Origin of the sequence: Nocardioides abyssi (assembly GCF_030412915.1) — a bacterium.
GTDB lineage: Bacteria > Actinomycetota > Actinomycetes > Propionibacteriales > Nocardioidaceae > Nocardioides > Nocardioides abyssi.
The window spans coordinates 124,561-146,554 of sequence record NZ_JAUHJR010000006.1; the positions used below are offsets into that span (position 1 = coordinate 124,561).

Consider the following 21,994-nt stretch of genomic DNA (forward strand, 5'->3'; position numbering starts at 1 on the left):
CATGACAGGCGTCACCCCCGCAGGCCTCGAGGTCGGCGACGTCGCGGAGCGGCTCGCGGCGACCGGTTACCTCATCGACCCCGACCTGGCCACGGTCACCTTCCTCGCCCTGCGGATGGGCCGACCGCTGCTGCTGGAGGGGGAGCCCGGCACCGGCAAGACCGCGCTGGCCGAGGCGATCGCGGAGTCGCTGGACCTGCCGCTGCTGCGGCTGCAGTGCTACGAGGGGATCGACGCCACCCAGGCGCTCTACGACTGGGACTTCCCGCGCCAGGTGCTGCACCTGCGGGCGCTCGAGGCCGCCGGCGGCGCGGGCGCGGAGGAGGCCGAGAAGAGCCTGTACGACGAGCGGTTCCTGCTCGCGCGCCCGGTGCTGGCCGCGCTGAAGCAGAGCCCGGCGGTGCTGCTCGTCGACGAGGTCGACCGCGCCGACGACGAGTTCGAGGCGTTCCTGCTCGAGGTGCTCTCCACCTACCAGGTCACGATCCCGGAGCTCGGCACGGTGCGGGCCGCGACCCCGCCGATCGTCGTGCTGACCTCCAACCGCACCCGCGAGCTGCACGACGCGCTCAAGCGGCGCTGCCTCTACCACTGGATCGACCACCCGGCGCTCGAGCGCGAGGTCGCGATCGTCCGCTCCCGCGCCCCCGAGGTGGCCGAGTCGCTGGCCCGCCAGGTCGTCGAGGTCGTGCAGGGCCTGCGCGCCGACACCGGCCTGGTCAAGCCGCCCGGCGTCGCGGAGACCCTCGACTGGGCCCGCGCGCTGCACCACCTCGGCACGACCGAGCTGGACCTGGCGACCGCCGCGGCGAGCCTCGGCGCGCTGGTGAAGTACCGCGAGGACGCCGACCGCGTCCGCACCGCCCTCGACCGGGTGCTGACGCCGTGACAGCGGTCCTCGAGCCGGGGACGCGCCACGAGGCCGACGAGGTGCTCCTCGGCTTCACCCGCGCGCTCCGCGCCGCCGGGGTGGGCGTGACCTCCGACCGCGCCCAGCAGTACCTCGCCGCCGTCGCCCTCCTCGGCCCCACCGAGGAGGGCACCCGCTCCGCCGGCCGCGCCACGCTGTGCGCCGGCCCCGACGACCTGGCCCGGCACGAGCAGGTGTTCGCGGCGTACTTCGACCACCGCACCGGCCTGCCGCGGCCGCGGCCCGCCGCACCGGCCACGACGTCGTACGCCGCGATGCCGCTGACCGAGGCGACCGGCGCCGCCGAGGGCCCCGAGGAGCCCGACGTCGTGCGCGCGATGGCCAGCGACGCGGAGGTGCTCCGCCACCGCGACGTCGCCGGCCTGTCGCCGGCCGAGCGGGCCCGGCTCACCGCGCTCTTCGCGACCCTGCGCCCGCGCGCCCCGCACCGGCGCAGCGCCCGCCAGCGCGTCTGGCACCGCGGCGACGTCGACGCCGCCCGCACCCTGCGCGCCAGCCTGCGCCGGATGGGCGAGCCCGCCGAGGTGGTGCACCGCCGCCGGGCCACCCGCCCGCGTCGCGTGGTGCTGCTCATCGACGTGTCCGGCTCGATGGGCGGGTACGCCGACGCGTTGCTGCGCCTCGCGCACCGCTTCACCCAGGCCGCGCCGGGCTCGGTCGAGACGTTCACCCTCGGCACCCGGCTCACCCACCTGACCCGCGCGCTGCGGCTGCGCGACCCCGAGCGGGCGATCGTCGCGGCCGGCGAGACCGTGCCGGACTGGTCCGGCGGGACGCGGCTGGGGGAGAACCTCCAGTCGTTCCTCACCCGCTGGGGACGCCGCGGCATGGCCCGCGGCGCCGTGGTCGTGGTCTTCAGCGACGGCTGGGAGCGCGGCGACTGCACGCTGCTGGCCCAGCAGGCCGAGGCGCTCGGCCGCGTCGCGCACCGGCTGGTCTGGGTCAACCCGCACCGCGGGAAGGCCGGCTACGAGCCGGTCCAGCAGGGGGTCGTCGCGGTGCTGCCGCACGTGGACGACTTCGTCGCCGGGCACTCGCTGGCGACGTACGCCGAGGTCGTGGAGGTGGTCGCTCGTGCGTGAGGTGCTGCCGGAGCTGATGGCGTGGTGGGAGTCGGGCGAGGAGGTCGGCGTCGGCACGGTCGTCGCGACCTTCCGCTCCGCCCCGCGGCCGCCCGGAGCGTCGATGCTGGTCGGGCCGGACGGCACGGCCGTCGGGTCGGTCTCGGGCGGGTGCGTCGAGGGCGCGGTCTACGAGCTGGCCCAGTCGGTGGTGGAGTCCGGCGAGCCGGTGCTGGAGCGCTACGGCGTCTCCGACGACGACGCGTTCGCCGTCGGGCTGACCTGCGGCGGCATCCTCGACGTGTACGTCGAGAAGGTCTCGCGCGAGACGTTCCCCGAGCTCGCCGAGGTCCGTGACCACCTCGAGGCCGGCCGGCCGGTGGCGGTCGCGACGGTCATCGACCACCCCGACGCCGCCTGGGTGGGCCGCCGGGTGCTCATCCGGCCCGACGCCGAGACGAGCGACTCGCTGGGCTCGCCCCGCGCCGACGACGCGGTCCGCGACGACGCGCTGGGCCTGCTCGCCGCCGGCCACAGCGGCGTGCTGACCTACGGCCCCGACGGCGAGCGGCGCGGCGAGGGCATGCGGGTCTTCGTCTGGGCCTTCGCGCCGAAGCCGCGGATGCTGGTCTTCGGCGCCATCGACTTCGCCGCCGCCGTGGCGCGGGTCGGGGCGTTCCTCGGCTACCACGTCACCGTGTGCGACGCCCGGCCCGTCTTCGCCACCGCGACCCGCTTCCCCGAGGCCGACGAGGTCGTCGTCGACTGGCCACACCGCTACCTGCGCGGCGAGCAGCAGGCCGGGCGGATCGACGGGCGGACGGTGATCACCGTGCTGACCCACGACCCGAAGTTCGACGTGCCGCTGCTCGAGGTCGCCCTGCGGCTGCCCGAGGTCGCCTACGTCGGCGCGATGGGCTCGCGGCGCACCCACGACGACCGGCTCGAGCGGCTCCGCGAGGCCGGCGTCACCGAGGCCGAGCTCGAGCACCTGCGCAGCCCGATCGGCCTCGACCTCGGGGCCCGCACGCCGGAGGAGACCGCGGTCAGCATCGCCGCGGAGATCATCGCCGGCCGCTGGGGCGGCTCGGGCGAGCCGCTCGCGCGGACCTCGGGCCGGATCCACCGGTGAGCAGGGCCTGATGCGGCGGCTCGTCGCCCTCGCGCTGGCGGCCGTGCTCACGGTCCCGCTGGCCGCGTGCAGCGACGAGCCGGTGCACGACCCCGGCGGCGGGCCGACCGAGACGACGCCGCCCGCGACGCCCGTGCCGTCGTCGAGCGCGCCCGCGCCGAGCGGCACGGGCAGTCCCGAGCCGAACGCCGGGCCCGACGTCGGCACCGACCCCGCGGCGCTCCCGCCCGTGCGGCACCGGGTCTCCCTGCCGGCGCTCATGCGCGAGGAGGTCGAGGCCGGCCGGCTGCGGCGCACCGAGCCGCTGGCGAGCACCGCGCGCTGGCGCAGCTGGGCGGCGACGTACACCGTCGACGGCGCCACCGTCTCCGGCGAGCTGCTCGTCCCGCGCGGGAAGGGCCCGTTCCCCGCGGTCGTGCTCAACCACGGCTACATCGACCCCGCGATCTACACCCTCGGCCGCGGGCTCTCGCGCGAGCAGGAGTGGCTGGCGGCGGCCGGGTTCGTCGTGCTGCACACCGACTACCGCGGCCACGCCGGGTCCGACCCGGTCGGCGACGTCGACCGCGAGACCCGGCTGGCCTACACCCGCGACGCGATCGGGGCGGTGCGCACCCTGGAGCAGGAGCCGTACGTCGACACCGACCGGCTCGCCATGCTCGGTCGTTCGATGGGCGGCGGCGTCACGCTCAACGCCCTGGTCGCCGAGCCGGGGCTGGTCGACGCCGCGGTGGTCTTCGCCTCGGTCAGCTCGCGCTTCGTCGACAACCTCCGCCAGTTCACCGAGCCCAACCGGCCCCAGGAGCTGGCGCGCTACCACGACCGCTTCGGCACGCCCCAGGACAACCCGCGCTTCTACCGCGACCTGTCCTCGCGGACCTTCTTCGACCGGGTCACCGAGCCGGTGCTCCTGCTGCACGGCACCGCCGACGACACCTGCCCGCCGGGCTGGTCGCAGGCGACGCACCGCCTGCTGCGCCGGGCCGGTGCGGACGCCGAGCTGGAGGTCTACGCGGGGGAGGGGCACGCGTTCGGGCCGCGGTTCGCCGACTCGATGCGGCGCACCGTCCGGTTCCTGGAGGAGCGGCTCGACCGGTGACCCAGGACTGATGACCCTGGGCGGGTGACTTCGGACCTGTGACCCCGGTCACGCGACGGTGCTACGGTCCCGGGCATGACGGTGGGGGAGCTCGAGGGCCGCCGGCGCGAGGCGGTCCGCGCGTGGGCGTCGTTCGTCGAGCACGGCGACGCCGGCGGCGTCGTGCGCCCCGAGATCCTCAGCAGCTGGGGCCGCTCGACCGCGGTCGGCACCGACGTCACCGAGGCGCCGCTGGCCGACGAGGGCGAGACGGCCGACCGCTGGCGCGGGTCGCCCCTCCAGGTGGCCGTCGAGCGGGTCGAGTCCGAGCTGCGGCGTACCGCCGAGGACGGCGACCTCGTCGTCGCCGTGACCGACCCCGACACCCGCATCCTGTGGACCTACGGCGGGCGCGTGATGCGCCGCAAGGCCGAGACCGTCAACTTCGTGGCGGGTGGCCGCTGGGACGACCGCTCGGTCGGCACCAACGCCCTCGACCTCGCCAACCGGCTCGGCAAGCCGTCGATGGTCTTCAGCGCCGAGCACTACGCGCCGATCGTGCACAACTGGGTCTGCTGGGCGGCGCCCGTGCACGACCCCGTCACCGGCGCCCAGCTCGGCGTGCTCGACCTGTCGACCACCTGGGAACGCACCCACCCCATCGGCCTCGCGACCGCCCGGGTGATGGCCCGGCTCATCGAGCAGGCGATGCCGCGCTCGCGCACCCACCCCGGCCTGGAGGAGACGCACGACCCCGGCCTGGTGATGACCCTGCTCGGCACCGCGGAGACCCGTCTCGACGGCCAGCGGCTGCTGCTCAACCGCCGGCAGACCGAGGTGCTCGCGCTGCTCGCCATGCACCCCGAGGGCCTCTCGCTCGAGCAGCTGCACGCGCTGGTCTACGGCGACCAGGCCGTCACGTTCTCCACCCTCAAGGCCGAGGTCTCCCACCTGCGGGCCGCCCTCGGCGGGCAGCTGTCCTCGCGGCCCTACCGGCTGCTCATGCCGGTCGCCACCGACGTCGAGCACGTGCTCGCGCTGCTGCGGCGGGGCGAGGTCGCCGCAGCGGTCGACGCCTACGGCGGTGACCTGCTGCCGGGCACCAACAGCCCGGCGCTCCACGAGCTGGCGGACTACGTCGCCGTCGCGCTGCGCGAGGCGCTCCTCGCCGACCCGCAGCCCGACGCCGTCGTGCGCTACAGCGAGCTCGCGCCGTACGACGCCGAGGTGCTCGAGACCTGCCTGGCCCGCCTCGCCGGCACCACCCACCCGGCCGCGCCGCTGCTCAAGGGGAGGCTGGCCGTCGCCCGCGGTTGAGCGGTCGCTAGCGTCGGCCAGATGACGTCGCGCCTGCGCCTGCTGCCGCTCGCCCCGATCACCCTGGGTGCCGCCGCCGGTGGCGCGGTCCTCGCCCGGGCCCGCGCGGTCCGCGAGGTGCCGCGCACGATGCGGATCGCCGCGCTGTGGGCGCCGCTCGCGATCAGCAACCCAGCCGTGCTGGCCCTGGCCCGCCGCGTGTACGGCGTCGCGACGGCCCCGGTCGACGGCGTGGAGGTGACCGTGCGCGGCCTGCCCGGCGGCGCGGCCGTCCGCGTGCACGAACCCGTCGGTCGCACGCGGCCGAGCGGCGCCCTGCTCTGGGTGCACGGCGGCGGCACCGTCATGGGCAGCGCCGCCCAGGACGACCTGCTGTGCAGCGAGCTGGCCCGCGACGTCGGCGTCGTCGTGGTGAGCGTCGACTACCGGCTCGCGCCCGAGAACCCGTTCCCCACGCCGCTCGACGACTGCGCCGCCGCGCTCGCCTGGCTGCGTGCGTCCGCCGACGAGCTCGGTGTCGACCCGGAGCGGATCGCCGTCGGCGGCGCCAGCGCCGGCGGTCTGCTCGCCGCCGCCCTGGCCCAGCGGACCGCCGACGAGGGGGAGCCGGTCGCCTTCCAGCTGCTCGTCTACCCGATGCTCGACGACCGGACCAACCTGCGTGCCGACCACGGCGGCCGCGGCCGGTTCCTGTGGACGCCGGCCTCCAACCGCTTCGGCTGGACCTCCTACCTCGGCCACGAGCTCGCCGACGACGGCGAGGACCGGCCGTACGCCGTCCCCGCCCGTCGCACCGACCTCGCCGGCCTGCCGCCGGCCTGGATCGGCGTCGGCGACCTCGACCTCTTCCACGACGAGGACCTGGAGTACGCCGCCCGCCTCCGCGCCGCCGGCGTCGCCTGCGACGTCCACGTCGAGCCGGGGATGTACCACGCCGCCGACGCCTTCCTCGGCGACGCCGCCCCCGGCACCGCCCGCTTCCGCGCCGCCGCCCGTGCCGCCCTGCGCGCCGCGATCGGCCAGCCCGCCCCTGCTTAGTCGGCCCTTGGCCGGTCCGGCAGCCGGCCCACGGCGAGGTCCCACGGGTCGTTGCCGTGGCGGCCGGCTCGTGGCCCCGAGCCCGTGCCGGGCAGCAGGCGGCCGGCGTCGGACCGGATCCACTCCCGCACCGCCCACCGCTCGCGGATCCGCCACGCACCGTCCTCGCGGACGAGGTGGTCGACGTAGCGGAACCCGGTCGTGAAGTTCAGTGCCGGCTCGTCGGCCGGCGTCCCCCAGTGGACGGCCTGGCCGTAGGTCTCGGCCACCGCCTCGTCGCCGGCGAGCTCCACCAGGTGGTTCCCGAGCAGGTGCATCGTCCCGTCGAGCGCGGGCAGCATCTTGGCCAGCCACGCGACGTACTCGTCCGCGGAACCGTCGAACCCCGTGTGGTGGTCCACGCCGTCGCGCGCGTACAACGCCCGCACCCCCGCGAGGTCCCTCCGGTCCACCGCCCGGCAGTAGGAGCACACCAGGTCGTAGATCTCCGCCCGGTCGTCCCGCTCGCTCGTCACGCCCCCACCCTGGCGCACCCGCCGGCCGAGCAGCGCCAACCGCTGGTCGAGCAGCGAGCCCTGGCCGGTGGGTTGAGGAGGCGCGCCAGCGCCGTCTCGAAACCGAGCGTCGACGAGACCCGACCGTTGGTCGAGCAGCGAGCGCTGGCGAGCGTCGACGAGACCTGGTGAGGTGCGCAGGGCGCTGCAACTGTCGTCCGGCCGTCGGGTGGTTGCTGCCCTGCGCGGGTGCGGGCGTGGTTCGCGTTCTCGGTCGAACGTCCGATCAAGAACGCGGCAGGCCTATGTCCGCCTGTGGAACGAGACACCGCCATTCGGATGGCGGGTGGTCTCGAAGTGGGGGTCGTGGATGCGGGCGTGATGTCTGGGGCAGAGCAGCCGGGCGTTGGCGAAATCTGTCTTGCCACCACGCAGCCAGCTGTCGTCGTGGTGGGCGTGGCACAGATGCGCCGGCCAGTCGCACCCGACCGCGGTGCAGGTCTGATGGGTGATCGCGAGCCCGCGGCGCTGGGCGCCGGAGAACAACCGGGAGGTGCGGCCGAGGTCGAGCAGCTCGGACCTCGAACCCAGCACCGCCGGGAGGAGGCCGGCCTCGCAGGCCATCCGCCGGGCGAGGGAGGCGGAGATCGGTTCGCCGGACTCGAGGGTCGCGCGTCCGACGTCGCTGGTGAGGTCGGTGTAGTCGATGAGGACGACGACCGACGCGTTCAGGCCGCCGAGCTGGGGGAGCGTGTTGGCGGGGAGTCGTTCGAGGAGCTCACAGAACGCGTCGCCCATCCGCTCTGGTGACGGCCTCCGCTCCACGACCTCAGACTGGTGCTGGTCATCCTGCTTGTTGGCTGCCTGGTGCTTCGGTGCGGCGAAGGCGAGGAGCATCTTCTTGAGCATCTCGCCGTGCAGGGTGGGGAGGGAGAACTTGCCGCGCACCGAGCCCTTGCCGTCGGGACACATCGTGAGCCAGGCGTTGGCGCGGGCTTCGCGTTCCTCGCGCTCGAGGGCGCGGGCGTCTCGTTCCTCGCCGATCTCAGGGGCGACGACGGTCAGGACGTGCTTGGCGAGGATGGCGAGCGACGTGGGGTCGCGGTCGAGTGCCTCGTTGAGGAGGTGCTTCTCTGCGCGCTCGGGGATGGTCGAGTCGGCCAGGTCGTTGGGGAGCTTGTCGACGCATTCGGTGATGACCCTGGCGTGGTCGACGCTGATCGCGCCTTCCGCCAGTGCGGCGGACGTGGGTGCGTGGCGGTCGAGGGATTCGGCCAGCCGCATGCGGCGCTTCGCGGCCGGCCGGTCCTGGCGGGTCTCGTGGGACCACCAGGACGCGGTGTCGGTCGCGCCGACCTTGTCGCCCACTGCGCGGCGGTCGGCCTCGGCGGCCAGGCGGAGCTCGAGGGCCTCGACGCGTGCACGGAGGCGCGTGGCTTCGACCAGCGCCTCGGAGACCTCGGTGTCCGACATCGACCACAACCGTGCCTCGGCTGTCGCGGCGACCTTCTTGTGGGACTTCGCGACCGCGCGGCACACCGGGTGCGCGGTGGGTCGGGAGTCCTTGGTCATGGGTCTACTCAAGCAGCGAGCACCGACAGTGGCGGGGCTGTTTCCCCAGGTCAGACCACTACTCGGACGACAACTTCAACGAGTTCTCGGCGGGTTTCGAGACGGGCCTGGCGGCCCTCCTCAACCAGCCGGAGACAGCAGCCGGCAGCCCAGCCGAAGGCCGGCGGCGGCGCGCGACCCACGGCGTACCTCGTCCCCATAACTGCCTCCGCCCCGACCACTCACGGCCCGCAGGCCGAAGGTCGGCTACCCGGGGTCCGATCACCGCCCACCAAGGCTCGCGACGCGACCAACGATCCCCCAACCGTGCGGGCCTAGCGTGAGCCGGGTCACACCCGGCGCACAACCCGAGGAGAGTCATGGTCCGGATCAACCTCACCGTCGACGGCGCGAAGGTCGCCGACGACGTCGAGCCGCGCATGCTGCTCGTCCACTACCTCCGCGAGAAGCTCGGCAAGACCGGCACGGTGGTGGGCTGCGACACCAGCAACTGCGGGGCCTGCACCGTCCACCTCGACGGCACCAGCGTGAAGTCGTGCAACGTGCTGGCGGTCCAGGCCGACGGCGGCGAGGTGACGACGATCGAGGGCCTGGCGAAGGACGGTCAGCTGCACCCGGTGCAGGAGGCCTTCCGCGAGTGCCACGGACTCCAGTGCGGCTACTGCACGCCGGGGATGATCATGCAGAGCGTGGACCTCCTCAAGGAGAACCCGCACCCCTCGGAGGATGAGATCCGGCTCGGGCTCGAGGGCAACCTGTGCCGCTGCACGGGCTACCACAACATCGTCAAGGCCGTGCAGCACGCCGCCGGCCAGGGGGAGGCGGTGCAGGCATGACCGCCACCGAGGCCCGACCGGAGTCGGAGGCGCCGGAGCGCGAGATCGGCAAGGACCGGCGGCGCAAGGAGGACCAACGGCTGATCACCGGCCGCACGCGCTGGACCGACAACATCCAGCTGCCCGGGATGCTGCACCTGGCGATGGTGCGCAGCCCGTTCGCCCACGCCCGGATCACGGCCATCGACACGAGCGAGGCCAAGCAGAGCCCCAACGTCGTCGACGTCGTCACCGGCCAGGACCTGGCCGAGACCCAGGGCGTGCTCATCAACGCCTGGCCGATCACCCCCGACCAGAAGACGCCGACCCACCTGCCGGTGGCGATCGACCGGGTCGCCTTCGCCGGCGAGGTGGTCGCGGTCGTGGTCGCCCGCAGCGCGGCCGAGGCGCGCGACGCCGCCGAGCTGGTCGACGTCGACTACGAGGAGCTCCCGGCCGCGCTGGACCTCAAGGACGCGGCGGCGGACACGGTGCTGGCGCACCCGGACCTCGGCAGCAACAAGTCGGCGTACTGGGTCTTCGACTCCGCCGAGGCCGGCACCGGCAGCAACGTCGAGGACGCGATCACCCAGGCCCGCGACGGGGGGATCGTGCTGGAGCGGGAGTACCGCCAGCAGCGCCTGATCCCGGCCTTCATGGAGCCGCGCTCCACGGTGGTCGACCCGACCGGGGAGCAGCTGACGGTGTGGTCGGCGACCCAGATCCCGCACATCCTGCGCTTCGCGCTCGCCGCGACCACCGGCATCCCCGAGTCCAAGCTCCGCGTCATCGCCCCCGACGTCGGCGGCGGCTTCGGCGGCAAGCTGCAGACGACGCCGGAGGAGTGGATCACCGTCGCGCTGGCCCGCCGCACGGGCAAGCCGGTGAAGTACACCGAGACCCGCAGCGAGTCGCTGATGGCCGCCCACCACGGCCGCGACCAATGGCAGAAGCTGACGCTCTCGGCCGACCGCGAGGGCAACGTGACCGGCCTCAAGGTCGAGCTGCTGGCCGACCTCGGCGCCTACGTCTCGCTGGTGGGCGGCGGCGTGCCGGTGCTCGGCGCGTTCATGTTCAACGCGATCTACAAGTTCCCGGCCTACCACTTCGCGGTCCAGACGGTGCTGACCAACAAGACCTGGACCGACGCCTACCGCGGCGCCGGCCGGCCCGAGGCGACCTTCGCCATCGAGCGGATCATGGACGAGCTCGCCGCCGAGGTCGGCGTCGACCCGCTGGAGATCCGCGAGCACAACTGGATCAAGCACGAGGAGTTCCCGTTCACCACGGTGGCGGGCCTGGAGTACGACTCGGGCAACTACGAGGCGGCCACCGCCCGCGCCAAGGAGCTCTTCGGGTACGACGAGCTGCGGGCCGAGCAGCGCCGCCGCCGTGAGTCCGGCGACCCCGTCCAGCTCGGCCTCGGCGTCTCGACGTTCACCGAGATGTGCGGGCTGGCGCCGAGCCGCGTGCTCGGCCAGCTCGACTACGGCGCCGGCGGCTGGGAGCACGCGAGCGTGCGGATGCTGGCCACCGGCAAGGTCGAGGTGGTCACCGGTGTCAGCGCCCACGGCCAGGGCCACGAGACGGCGTTCAGCCAGATCGTCGCCGACCGGCTCGGGGTGCCCTTCGAGGACGTCGAGGTGCTCCACGGCGACACGCAGGTCTCGGCCAAGGGGCTCGACACCTACGGCTCGCGCTCGCTGGTCGTCGGCGGGGAGGCGCTGGTCAAGGCCACCGACAAGGTGGTCGAGAAGGCCAAGGCGGTCGCGGCGCACCTGCTCGAGGCGTCCGCGGACGACCTGGACTTCAGCGGTGGCCGGTTCAGCGTGCGCGGCACCGACCAGGGGCTCGCGATCCAGGAGATCGCGGGCGCGGTCTTCGCGGCGCACAACCTGCCCGACGGGATGGAGCCGTCGCTGGACTCCGACGCGACGTACGACCCCGTCAACTTCAACTACCCGCACGGCACCCACCTGTGCGCGATGGAGGTCGACACCGAGACCGGCGAGCTGACGATGCGCAAGTACGTCTGCGTCGACGACATCGGCAACGTCATCAACCCCCTCATCGTGTCCGGTCAGGTGCACGGCGGGCTGGTGCAGGGCATCGCGCAGGCGCTGTGGGAGGAGGCGGTGTACGACGACTCCGGCACGCTGGTGTCCGGCTCGTTCGTCGACTACCTGCTGCCGACCGCGGCGGACACGATCAGCTTCGAGGTCGACCACACGACGACCCCGTCGCTGACCAACACCCTGGGCACCAAGGGCGTCGGCGAGGCCGGCACCATCGCCTCGACCCCGGCGGTCGTCAACGCCGTCGTCGACGCGGTGCGCCACCTCGGCATCACCGACATCCGGATGCCCTGCACCCCCGAGCGGGTCTGGCGCGCCATCCAGGACGCCGGCTCCGGGCAGGAGCCCACCACGGGTGCGGCCGCCCCGCACTTCGACGCCTCGACGGGCATGGAAGGCACCGTCGACCGGACCGCAGGAGACGCCCAGTGATCCCCGCACAGTTCGACTACCTCGCCCCGACCACCGTCGAGGAGGCGCTCGCGGCCCTCGCCCAGCACGGCGACGAGGCGAAGATCCTGGCCGGCGGGCAGAGCCTGCTGCCGGTGCTCCGGATGCGGCTCAACGCCCCCGAGATGGTGATCGACCTCGGGAAGATCACCTCGCTGCGCGGGGTGCGCGACGACGGCGACGCGATCGTCGTCGGCGCGATGACCCAGCACTCCGTGGTCGGCTCCGACCCTCTCGTCGCCGAGCACGCCGCGCTGGTGAGCAAGGCCGTCGAGCACCTCGCCGACGCCCAGATCCGCCACCGCGGGACCTTCGGCGGGGCGCTGGCCCACGCCGATCCGGCCGGCGACCTCGGGGCGCCGACGCTGGCGCTGGGCGCGCAGTTCGTCGTGCAGGGGCCGAGCGGCACCCGGACCGTGCCGGCCGACGAGTTCTTCGTCGACCTCTTCGAGACCGCGATCGGCGAGGACGAGATCCTCGTGGCGGTCCGGCTGCCCAAGCACACCGGCTGGGGCGCGCACTACGAGAAGTTCGTGCGGGTCGCCCACCAGTGGCCGATCGTCGCGGTCGCCGCGGCGGTGCGCGTCGAGGGGGGCACGATCGCCGAGGCGCGGATCGGGCTGACCAACATGGGCAGCACGCCGATGCGCGCCCACGCCGTGGAGCAGGCCCTGGTCGGGCAGCCGGCGACGGCCGACGGGGTGCGCGAGGCCGCCTCGCGGGCGGCCGAGGGCACCAACCCGCCCTCGGACCTCAACGGGGACGCCGACTACCGTCGCCACCTCGCGACGGTCCTCACCCGGCGGGCCGTCCTGACCGCGGCAGGAGCAACCGGCTGATGGACCTCCGTCACGAGTTCACCGTCCCGACCAGCGTCGAGGAGACCTGGGCGCACTTCAACGACATCGCGTCGGTCGCGGAGTGCTTCCCCGGCGCAGTCGTCACCTCGATCGAGGGCGACACCTTCACCGGCACGGTGAAGGTCAAGCTGGGGCCGATCGCGCTCGTGTACGGCGGCACCGGCACGTTCGTCGAGAAGGACGAGGCCGCGCACTCGTTCGTGGTCGAGGCCAAGGGCAAGGACAAGCGGGGCAACGGCACCGCGGGCGCGACGGTCACGCTGACGATGGCTCCCTCGGGGGAGAGCAGCGCGACCGACGTGGTGGTCGTGACCGACCTGTCGATCACCGGCAAGCCGGCCCAGTTCGGCCGCGGCGTCATGCAGGACGTCTCCGACAAGCTGCTCGGCCAGTTCGTCGCCTGCCTCGAGCAGCGGCTCACCGCCCAGCCGGACCCGGAGCCCGAGCCCCCCGCCGCGGTCGACGCCCCGACCCCGGTCGAGGCGTCGGCGGCCCAGCAGGTCGCCGCCGACGAGGTGGCGCCGGTCGTCGCGGACGCCGGGCCGCCGCCGGCCGCGCCCCGCCCGGCGCCGGCGCCGGCGGCCGGGCCGGGTCCCGCCGACGACGCGCTCGACCTGGGGGCGTCGGTGCTGCCGGTGCTGCTGAAGTCCTACGGCAAGCAGGCCGGCATCGGGCTGCTCGTGGTGGTGCTGCTCGTGCTGCTCAGGCGCCGCCGGAGCCGCTGACCGGCCCGGCGAACGGCTCGCCGGTCGCATCCGCCAGTGCGGGCGCCGTCTCCTCCAGGGGAGCCGGCGCCCGTACGCCGTTCACCCCCGGCGGCAGCTGCCGCTCCACGCGCACCACCGACAGCACGGCCACGGCGAGGCAGCCGGCCACCAGCAGGCCGACGTACGCGTCCCCCAGCGAGTGGCCGACCAGGAAGCCCGCCACCGGCGGCGCGATGACCTGGGCGGACTGGAACGCCGCCGAGCTCAGCGCGTTGTAGCGGCCGCGCAGGTGGTCGGGCGCCAGGTCGTTGACCAGCGCGGGGATCGTCGGCTGCAGCAGCGTCTCGCCCAGCGCGAAGACCGAGGCGCAGGCGGCGACCAGCACGGTCGCGCCGACCGTGCCCGGCACCAGCCCCGAGCCGCCCAGCAGCAGCCAGGCCCCGGCCCAGATCAGCGCCATCACCGCGATGACGCGGGTGCGCCGGCGTCCCTCGATCCGTTGCAGCACGGCCAGCTGGAGGACGACGATCACGAGCGTGTTGGCGGCGAACGCGATGCCGAGCCCCTGCGTGGACACCTCGCCGACCGCGCGGGCGTAGGCGGGCATGCCGGCGTTGAGCTGGGCGTAGCCGACGAACGACGCGCTGAAGCCGAGCAGCATCAGCGAGGCCACGGCCGGGCGACGCAGCACCGCGGCGTACGACGACGGCTCCTGCGCCGCGCCCGGCTCGCGCTCGGGGCGGCCCGCGACGTGGCGCAGCGGCACCGCGAGCAGCACCAGCGCCGGCAGGTAGCTGGCCGCGTCGGCGAGGTAGATCGCCTGGAAGGTGGCCGCGTGGTCCACGTCGACCACCACGCCGCCCACGACGCCGCCGATGCCGATGCCGAGGTTGAGCAGGGTGAAGTTGACCCCGAAGTACCGCTGCCGCAGCTCGCGCGGCACGACGGCCGCGATGAGGCTCTGCGACGCCGGCCACGAGACGCCGGCCGCGATGCCCGTCAGCGCCAGCGCGACGCCGGCCGCCAGCGGTGTGGTGGCCGCCGCCAGAAGCACGTTGCCGACGCCCAGCAGCACCAGCGTGCCCATGAGGATGCGGCGCGCCCCGAACCGGTCGATGGCGGTGCCGCTCGGCCCGACCACGAGCAGCCCGCCCAGCGGCGGCACGGCCAGCAGCAGGCCCACGTCGCTGAGCGCGATGCCGCGGACCTCGTTGAGGTAGACGACGTGGAAGGGCAGCACCAGGCCGGTGCCGAGGAACTCCAGCACCACCACCGACAACAGCAGCTTGCCGGCGCGGGGGAGGTCGTGCCAGAAGGAGGAGAGGGTCAGGCGGGGCGGCGCGGAGGAGGCGCGGTCGGGCGCGCCCGATGGTTCGGTGCTGCTCATCAGGGGCGCGATTCTGGCACCCGCCCCCGACGTTCCACGGATCGGGAGCTCAGGCCTCGATCTCGACCTCGGCGAGGTCGCCGGCCCACGCCGTGTGGAAGGTCCCGGGGCGGTCGGTGCGCTGGTAGCTGTGCGCGCCGAAGCTGTCGCGCAGCAGCTGGATGACCGCCGCGGGGAGCCGCTCGCGACGCAGGCCGTCGAAGTAGGACAGCGACGACCCGAACGCCGGCACCGGCACGCCGGACTGCGCCGCGGTCGCGACCACCCGCCGCCAGGAGTGGACGCCGTCGAGGACGGCCTGCGCGAAGTACGGCGTGGTCAGCAGCGTGGTGAGGTCCGGCTCGTCGGCGTACGCCTCGCGGATCCGGTCGAGGAACTGGGCGCGGATGATGCAGCCGCCGCGCCAGATCGTGGCGACCGCGCCGAGGTCGATGTCCCAGCCGTTCGCCTCCGCGCCGGCCGCGATCTGGTCGAACCCCTGGGCGTAGGCGACGACCTTCGAGGCGTAGAGCGCGGCGCGGACGTCGTCGACGAACCGGTCGCGGTCGACCTCCACGGGGTCGGGGTCGGTGTCGAAGACCTTCCGCGCGGCGTCGCGCTGCTCGCGGTGCCCCGAGAGGCTGCGCGCGAAGGTCGCCTCGGCGATGCCGGTGACGGGTACGCCGAGGTCGAGCGCGCTCTGCACGGTCCAGCGGCCGGTGCCCTTCTGCTCGGCCGCGTCGGCCACGACGTCGACGAACGGGGTGCCGGACGTGCGGTCGGTGTGGCGCAGCACGTCGGCGGTCAGCTCGATGAGGAACGACTCCAGGTCGCCGCCGTTCCACTCCTCGAAGATGTCGGCCACCTCGGCAGGCGAGATGCCCAGGACGCTGCGCAGCAGGTCGTAGGACTCCGCGATCAGCTGCATGTCGGCGTACTCGATGCCGTTGTGCACCATCTTCACGAAGTGCCCGGCCGCGCCCGGCCCGACGTGGGTCGCGCACGGCTCGCCGTCGACCTGCGCGGCGATCGACTCCACGACCGGGCCGAGCCGGTCGTAGGCGTGGTCGGAGCCGCCGACCATGATCGACGGGCCGTGGAGCGCGCCCTCCTCGCCGCCGGAGACGCCCATGCCGACGAAGTGCAGGCCGTGCTCCTCGAGCTGCTGCTGGCGCCGGGTCGTGTCGTCGGGGTGGGCGTTGCCGGCGTCGACGACGATGTCGCCCTCGTCGAGCAGCGGCACCAGCGCGTCGACGACGGCGTCGGTCGGCTCGCCCGCCTTGACCATCACGATGAGCACGCGCGGCTGCTCGACCGCGGCGACCAGCTCCTCCAACGAGCCGGTCGCGACCAAGGAGCCCTCGTCGCCGTGCTCCTCGAGCAGCGAGGTCGTCCGGGCCGCGGTGCGGTTGTGCACGGCGATCGTGTGGCCGTGCCGAGCGATGTTGCGGGCCAGGTTGCGGCCCATGACCGCGAGCCCGGTGAGCCCGATCGTCGCGGTGGGGGTGGCGGTGGGGGTGGGGCCGGAGGTGGGGTCAGCCATGTCCTCCAGCGAACCCCACCCGTCCAAGCCGGGGTGCCCGGGGGTGGGGTGTCCGTGCCGCCGGGGTCGGGGGTCAGAACACGTTGAACGGGCGGAACTGCACCGAGACGCGCGGGCCGGCGGAGGCGACCTTGGGCACCGCGTGCTCCCAGGTGCGCTGGCAGGAGCCACCCATGACGAGCAGGTCGCCGTGGCCCATCTCGATCGAGATCGACTCCCCGCCGCCGCGGGGGCGCAGCTGGAGCCGGCGCGGGTCGCCGACCGAGACGATCGCGACCATCGTGTCGCGGGACGACCCGCGGCCGATGGTGTCGCCGTGCCAGGCGACGCTGTCGCGGCCGTCGCGGTACCAGCAGCAGCCGGCGGTGCGGAACGGCTCGCCGAGCTCGGGCCGGTAGTGGTCGCTGAGCGCCTCGCGGGCGTCGGTCAGCACGGGGTGCGGCAGCTCCTCGCCGATCATGTAGGTGTGCAGCAGGCGCGGCACGTCGACGAGCCGGTCGTACATCTGCCGCTTGTCGGCCCGCCACGGCACCTCCGAGACGAGGGTCGCGAAGACGTCGTCGGGCTGCGGCAGCCAGGTGCGGCAGACGTCGACCCAGGCGCCGTGGGAGAGCGGCCGGCGCTCGACGTGCGCGGCCAGCGCCGTGGACATCACGGCCCGCCGCGACTCCTCGGCCGGGGCCTCCGCGGCGAAGAGCGAGGTCTGGAAGTCCACGCGCCCCAGGGTATCGAACGCGTGTTCGAGCGACAACCACCTCGACGGGTGGGAGGCCGGCAGGGGTGAGCGGAGGTGGGCGGTGGCGTCGGGGTCGGGTCGGGGTGATCCCGGTGGCGCACCGTCGGTGGTCCGCGGGATCGTGTCCCCCATGACCGAGCCGGCCGCGCGCGTGCGGAACCTGACGAAGACCTACGGGAGCGGCCAGGCACTCGTGCGGGCGCTCGACGACGTGAGCGTGGACCTGCTCGCCGGGGAGTTCACGGCGGTCATGGGTCCCAGCGGGTCGGGCAAGTCCACGCTGATGCACTGCTGCGCCGGCCTGGACACCGCCGACTCCGGCCAGGTGCTGGTGGGGGAGCAGGACCTCACGACGATGGGCGACAAGGCGCTCACCCGGCTGCGGCGCGACGAGATCGGCTTCGTCTTCCAGTCCTTCAACCTGGTCCCGACGCTGACCGCGGGCGAGAACATCGTGCTCCCGCTGTCGATCGCCGGCCGTCGCCCGGACCGGCGGTGGTACGACGTCGTGGTCGACACCGTGGGCCTGCGCGACCGGCTGCACCACAAGCCGAACGAGCTCTCCGGCGGCCAGCAGCAGCGGGTCGCCGTGGCGCGGGCCCTGGTGAGCCGGCCGCGGATCGTCTTCGCCGACGAGCCCACGGGCAACCTCGACTCCCGGGCGGGCGCGGAGGTGCTCGAGCTGCTGCGCCGCAGCGTGAGCGCTCCGCCCGAGGAGGGCGGCGGCCAGACGGTCGTGATGGTCACCCACGACCCGGTCGCGGCGGCGTACACCGACCGCGTCGTCTTCCTCGCCGACGGCCGCGTCGTCGACGAGCTGCGCCATCCCGACCGCGAGCAGGTGCTCGAGGTCATGGCGAGGATGAGCGCGCCGGCATGATCCGCGCCGCGCTGAAGAGCCTGCTGGGGCGCAAGCTGCGCCTGCTGATGAGCACCTTCGCGATCGTGCTCGGCGTGGCGTTCGTGACCGGCTCGCTCGTCTTCTCCGACACGCTCGGCCGCAGCTTCACCGCGCTCTTCGCCTCCACCGTCGGCGACGTCGTCGTGCGCCCGGTCGGCGGCACCACCACGCAGGGCTCGCCGTCGACGCAGACGCTGCCCGCCGCGCTCGTCGACGAGCTCGCGGAGGTGCCGGGCGCGGCCCGCGCCGACGGCAACGTCACCGCCGTCGGGGTCTTCGTCGTCGACACCGACGGCAAGGTCGTCGGCGGCCTCGGCCCGCCCGCGCTCGGCGGCAACTGGAACGACGCGCCCGCCGGCCACGGCCTCTCCGGCCTGGTCGTGCAGGAGGGCCGCGAGCCCCGGCGCGAGGGGGAGGTGGTGCTCGACGAGCGCACCGCCGAGCGGGGTGGGTACGACGTCGGCGACACGATCCCCTTCGTCACCTCCACCGACCGGCTCAACCTCGAGGCCGAGCTGGTCGGCGTCGCGGAGTTCGCCGAGGGCGGGTCGCTCAACGGCGCGACGCTCGCGCAGTTCGACACCGTGACCGCGCAGGAGCTCTTCCTCGAGGGGCGCGACGTCTTCAACGACGCCTGGGTCACCGCCGAGGACGGTGTCTCCCAGGAGGAGCTGGCCGCGCGGGTGCGCGAGGTGCTGCCCGAGGGCGTGGAGGCCGTGACCGGCGACGACGCTGCGGACGAGAGCGCCTCGGACCTGCTGGAGGCGGTGTCGTTCCTGACGACCTTCCTGCTGATCTTCGCCGGCATCTCGCTGGTGGTCGGCTCCTTCCTCATCGTCAACACCTTCTCGATCCTGGTCGCCCAGCGCAGCCGCGAGCTCGCGCTGCTCCGCGCGCTCGGCGCCTCCACGCGACAGGTCACCTGGTCGGTCCAGCTCGAGGCGCTCGTGCTCGGCCTGGTCGGCTCCACCGTCGGGCTGGGGCTCGGGGTGCTGCTCGCCCAGGGCATCCGTGCGGTCACCTCCTCCTTCGGCCTCGACCTCACCGGCCAGGGGCTGGTGTTCGAGCCGCGCACCGTGCTGGCCGCGTACGCCGTCGGCGTGCTCGTCACGATGGCTGCGGCATGGCTGCCGGCCCGCCGCACCGCGCGGATCGCCCCGGTCCAGGCGCTGCGCGACGACGTGGCGCTCCCCGAGGGCTCGATGCGCCGTCGGCTGTGGGCCGGCCTCGCGCTGGTCGTCGGTGGGCTGGCCGCGCTGGCGGCCGGCCTGTTCGCCGACGTGCCCCGCGCCGGCTGGTGGGTCGGCCTCGGCGTGCTGGCGGTGCTGCTGGGGGTGGCCGCGGCCAGCCCGGTGGTGAGCCGGCCGTTCCTGAGCGCCGCGCGGGCGGCGTACGCACGGGTCTTCGGGGCGGTCGGCAACCTCGCCGGGCAGAACGGCCTGCGCAACCCGCGCCGCACCACGGCCACCGCCTCGGCGCTGATGATCGGGCTGACGCTGGCCTGCACGATGGCGATCGTCGGCGACTCCGCGAAGGCGACCGTCGACCGCTCGGTGGCGGAGAGCTTCGTCGGCGACTACGTCGTCAGCAGCGCCTTCGGCGGCGAGTTCTCCCCGGCCATCGCCGACCGGATGGCCGAGGTCGACGGGGTGGCGTCGGTGCTGCGCGAACGCTTCGCGTTCGGCGAGCGCGACGGCGACGGCCAGGGCGTCTCCGCGACCGATCCGGACACCGTGGACGACCTCGGGCTCACCCTCGTCGAGGGCACCGCGGACCCGCTGCGCGACGGCACCGTGGTCGTGGAGGAGTCGTGGGCCGAGGACGAAGGGCTCACGGTCGGCGACACCGTCACCCTCGACCTGCCGACCGGCGAGGCGCGGTGGGAGGTGGTCGGCCTCTTCGAGGACAACCCGATCGTGTTCTTCCCGCTGCTCACCACCGTCGACACGCTGCTGGACGCCGGCTTCGCCGACCGCGACAACTACGTGGTGGTCGACGCCGAGGACGGCGCTCGCGGGGCGGGGCTGCAGGAGCGGCTCGAGGAGGTCGTCGCCGACAGCCCGGTGGTGACGGTCAAGGACGAGGCCGGCTTCGCCGCGGAGCAGCGCGAGCCGATCGACCAGCTGGTGCTGATGATCTTCGCGCTGCTCGGGCTGGCGCTGGTCATCGCGGTGCTCGGCATCGTCAACACCCTGGCGCTGTCGGTGATCGAGCGGACCCGCGAGGTCGGCCTGCTCCGCGCGATCGGGCTCAGCCGCGCGCAGCTGCGGCTGATGATCACCCTCGAGTCGGTCGTCATCGCCGTGCTGGGGGCGGTGCTCGGCACCGTGCTCGGCACGTTCTTCGGCGTCGCCCTGATGCGGGCGCTCCGCGACGAGGGGCTCGACGTCGTCAGCGTCCCGGTCGGCCAGCTGGCTGCGTTCCTCGCCGTCGCGGTCGTCGTCGGCGTGCTCGCCGCCGTGCTGCCCGCCCGGCGCGCCGCCCGGCTCGACGTGCTCCGCGCCATCGCCACCGACTGAGCCGGGGGTCGGACGCGCCGCGCGTCGTCGGGCGGGGCGAATTCCGCGGGCGGTTCTTCACCAATCCCGGGACAGCGGTGGTCTGGTCCGCCTAGTCTCAGGTCCGTGGACGAAGTGCTGGTGACTGACGGGCGTGCGCTCAAGCACGTCCAGGTGCGCGAGTACGTGCGTTCCCTGGTCACTGGGTGCGCTCCCGGATCGCCCGCTCCCTCGGAGCGAGAGCTGGTCCACCGTTTCGGTGTCGCGCGGATGACCGTGCGCCAGGCCATGGACGCCCTGGTCGTCGAGGGGCTGCTCGAGCGCATCCCGGGCCGCGGCACGTTCGTCGCCCGCCCGCGTCGCACGGCCAGCAAGATCACCGGCTACACCGAGGAGATGAACCGTCGCGGCCTGCTGGCCGAGTCGCAGACCCTCCTCGCCCGCCGCGAGCAGGCCGGCCCCGGCGTGGCCCGGGCGCTGAGCCTCAGCGAGGGTGACGCCGTCATCCACTGGCGCCGCCTGCGCCGCGCCGACGCCAAGCCGATGTGCCTGGAGGACGCCTACCTCAACGAGGTGCTCCTGCCCGGCTTCCTGCAGAGCGGCATGCCCACCAGTCTGTACGACGCCCTCGAGTCGCGTGGCCTGCGCCCGACCTGGGCCGAGGACTCCATCACCGCCGACAAGGCCACCCCCGAGGAGGCCACCCTCCTCGAGGTCGAGCCCGGCGCCTCGGTGCTGCGGCACTCACGCCGCGCCATCGCCGGCGAGAAGGTCGTCGAGGTCTCCCGCACCGTCTACCGCGCCGACCGGTTCACCCTCTGGGTCCAGCTCGGCCAGGAGGGCTGAGCCGGATCACCGGCCTGCAGGAGTCACCGGTTAACCGGTGACCCCTGCACATATCGGGGCAGATCTGCCCCGATAAGTGCAGGACTCCCCTGAGATGTCCGCGCCCGAGAGGCTCTGGACGGCCCAGACGTACGGCGGACCCGGCAGGCCCGCGCGCCGGGTGACCGCCCGGTCAGACCCCGGTCAGACCCCGGTCAGAGCCCACCGAGCGGCGCGACGGCCTGCCCGGACTCCTCGCACACCCACACCGGGTCGGGGCCGCCGAGGTCGGGCTGGATGTAGAGCGCGTGCTCGGGGGCGTCGGCGCCGCAGCCGAGGCACAGCGGCCACCGGCCGGCGGTCTCCAGCAGGGCGTCCTGGACGTCCTGGGCGACCAGCCCGGCGACGTACACCTCGCCCTGGGGCCACTGCTCGGCCCACCACTGGCGGGCGGAGCAAGCGTCCTCGAGGGCGGAGACGGCGGCGGGGGTGGCGTGGCGACGTGCCTCGAGGTCGGCCAGCACCCGGGCCCGGGCGTTCATCAGCAGCGCGTTGTCCACAGGTCCATGGTCGCTCGCGTTTCAAGCCGGGCGTC

19 protein-coding genes are annotated in these 21,994 nt (G+C 74.0%); 13 read left to right on the top strand and 6 right to left on the bottom strand.

Going from position 1 to position 21,994, the window contains the following annotated elements:
- Position 1 precedes the first annotated feature (1 nt).
- The 6 genes from QWY29_RS14555 (at position 2) to QWY29_RS14580 (ending at position 6,557) form a co-directional block, all read left to right on the top strand.
- Entirely contained in the window at positions 2 to 889 is an 888-nt protein-coding gene (locus QWY29_RS14555; protein ID WP_300961748.1) for an AAA family ATPase, read from the top strand.
- Entirely contained in the window at positions 886 to 2,013 is a 1,128-nt protein-coding gene (locus QWY29_RS14560) for a vWA domain-containing protein (RefSeq protein WP_300961749.1), read from the top strand. Before QWY29_RS14555 ends, QWY29_RS14560 begins: the two co-directional genes overlap by 4 nt.
- Complete coding sequence (locus QWY29_RS14565) at positions 2,006 to 3,124, top strand: XdhC family protein (protein WP_300961750.1); 1,119 nt, start codon at positions 2,006 to 2,008, stop codon at positions 3,122 to 3,124. Before QWY29_RS14560 ends, QWY29_RS14565 begins: the two co-directional genes overlap by 8 nt.
- A gap of 10 nt (positions 3,125 to 3,134) precedes the next feature.
- A complete protein-coding gene (locus QWY29_RS14570) occupies positions 3,135 to 4,223 on the top strand; it encodes an alpha/beta hydrolase family protein (RefSeq protein WP_300961751.1) in 1,089 nt (362 codons plus the stop codon).
- 75 nt (positions 4,224 to 4,298) lie between these two features.
- A complete protein-coding gene (locus QWY29_RS14575; RefSeq protein ID WP_300961752.1) occupies positions 4,299 to 5,519 on the top strand; it encodes a sigma-54-dependent transcriptional regulator family protein in 1,221 nt (406 codons plus the stop codon).
- Between the two features lie 21 nt (positions 5,520 to 5,540).
- Entirely contained in the window at positions 5,541 to 6,557 is a 1,017-nt protein-coding gene (locus QWY29_RS14580) for an alpha/beta hydrolase (RefSeq protein ID WP_300961753.1), read from the top strand.
- On the opposite strand, the gene QWY29_RS14585 is transcribed toward QWY29_RS14580, so the two are convergent.
- Positions 6,554 to 7,072 (bottom strand): nuclear transport factor 2 family protein, encoded by a 519-nt coding sequence (locus QWY29_RS14585; protein ID WP_300961754.1) that lies wholly within the window; start codon positions 7,070 to 7,072, stop codon positions 6,554 to 6,556. The two genes, QWY29_RS14580 and QWY29_RS14585, sit on opposite strands and share 4 nt — an antisense overlap.
- Before the next feature lie 282 nt (positions 7,073 to 7,354).
- Positions 7,355 to 8,623: an HNH endonuclease signature motif containing protein gene (locus QWY29_RS14590; RefSeq protein WP_300961755.1), complete on the bottom strand. Its 1,269-nt coding sequence runs from the start codon at positions 8,621 to 8,623 to the stop codon at positions 7,355 to 7,357.
- Between the two features lie 359 nt (positions 8,624 to 8,982).
- On the opposite strand from QWY29_RS14590, the gene QWY29_RS14595 reads away from it, so the two are divergent.
- The 4 genes from QWY29_RS14595 to QWY29_RS14610 are packed head-to-tail and all read left to right on the top strand — an operon-like array spanning position 8,983 to position 13,548.
- Positions 8,983 to 9,459, top strand: a complete 477-nt coding sequence (locus QWY29_RS14595) for a (2Fe-2S)-binding protein (RefSeq protein WP_300961756.1) — start codon at positions 8,983 to 8,985, stop codon at positions 9,457 to 9,459.
- Positions 9,456 to 11,945 carry a xanthine dehydrogenase family protein molybdopterin-binding subunit gene (locus QWY29_RS14600; RefSeq protein ID WP_300961757.1) on the top strand — a complete coding sequence of 830 codons (2,490 nt, stop codon included), beginning with the start codon at positions 9,456 to 9,458 and terminating at the stop codon, positions 11,943 to 11,945. Before QWY29_RS14595 ends, QWY29_RS14600 begins: the two co-directional genes overlap by 4 nt.
- Positions 11,942 to 12,802, top strand: coding sequence for an FAD binding domain-containing protein (locus tag QWY29_RS14605; protein WP_300961758.1), 861 nt, complete (start codon positions 11,942 to 11,944; stop codon positions 12,800 to 12,802). Before QWY29_RS14600 ends, QWY29_RS14605 begins: the two co-directional genes overlap by 4 nt.
- On the top strand, positions 12,802 to 13,548 hold the full coding sequence (locus QWY29_RS14610; RefSeq protein ID WP_300961759.1) for an SRPBCC family protein: 747 nt from the start codon (positions 12,802 to 12,804) through the stop codon (positions 13,546 to 13,548). Before QWY29_RS14605 ends, QWY29_RS14610 begins: the two co-directional genes overlap by 1 nt.
- Here the strand turns inward: QWY29_RS14610 and QWY29_RS14615 are convergent.
- The 3 genes from QWY29_RS14615 to QWY29_RS14625 form a co-directional block, all read right to left on the bottom strand.
- On the bottom strand, positions 13,526 to 14,917 hold the full coding sequence (locus QWY29_RS14615) for an MFS transporter (RefSeq protein ID WP_300961760.1): 1,392 nt from the start codon (positions 14,915 to 14,917) through the stop codon (positions 13,526 to 13,528). The genes QWY29_RS14610 and QWY29_RS14615 overlap by 23 nt on opposite strands.
- Before the next feature lie 49 nt (positions 14,918 to 14,966).
- Entirely contained in the window at positions 14,967 to 16,439 is a 1,473-nt protein-coding gene (gene gnd, locus QWY29_RS14620) for an NADP-dependent phosphogluconate dehydrogenase (RefSeq protein ID WP_300961761.1), read from the bottom strand.
- Positions 16,440 to 16,512: 73 nt separating this feature from the next.
- Positions 16,513 to 17,154, bottom strand: a complete 642-nt coding sequence (locus tag QWY29_RS14625; RefSeq protein ID WP_300961762.1) for an alpha-ketoglutarate-dependent dioxygenase AlkB — start codon at positions 17,152 to 17,154, stop codon at positions 16,513 to 16,515.
- Positions 17,155 to 17,305: 151 nt separating this feature from the next.
- Here QWY29_RS14625 and QWY29_RS14630 point away from each other — a divergent pair, with 151 nt between their 5' ends.
- The 3 genes from QWY29_RS14630 to QWY29_RS14640 all read left to right on the top strand — a co-directional run bounded on the left by QWY29_RS14630 (position 17,306) and on the right by QWY29_RS14640 (position 21,420).
- A complete protein-coding gene (locus QWY29_RS14630; protein WP_300961763.1) occupies positions 17,306 to 18,055 on the top strand; it encodes an ABC transporter ATP-binding protein in 750 nt (249 codons plus the stop codon).
- A complete protein-coding gene (locus QWY29_RS14635; protein ID WP_300961764.1) occupies positions 18,052 to 20,595 on the top strand; it encodes an ABC transporter permease in 2,544 nt (847 codons plus the stop codon). The genes QWY29_RS14630 and QWY29_RS14635 overlap by 4 nt, the downstream gene beginning before the upstream one ends.
- A 165-nt stretch (positions 20,596 to 20,760) precedes the next feature.
- Positions 20,761 to 21,420, top strand: a complete 660-nt coding sequence (locus QWY29_RS14640) for a GntR family transcriptional regulator (RefSeq protein ID WP_300961848.1) — start codon at positions 20,761 to 20,763, stop codon at positions 21,418 to 21,420.
- A 194-nt stretch (positions 21,421 to 21,614) separates the two neighbouring features.
- On the opposite strand, the gene QWY29_RS14645 is transcribed toward QWY29_RS14640, so the two are convergent.
- The gene (locus QWY29_RS14645) at positions 21,615 to 21,959 is read right to left on the bottom strand and encodes a DUF8819 family protein (protein ID WP_300961765.1); all 345 of its coding nucleotides are present in this window, start codon (positions 21,957 to 21,959) and stop codon (positions 21,615 to 21,617) included.
- Between the last annotated feature and the right edge of the window lie 35 nt (positions 21,960 to 21,994).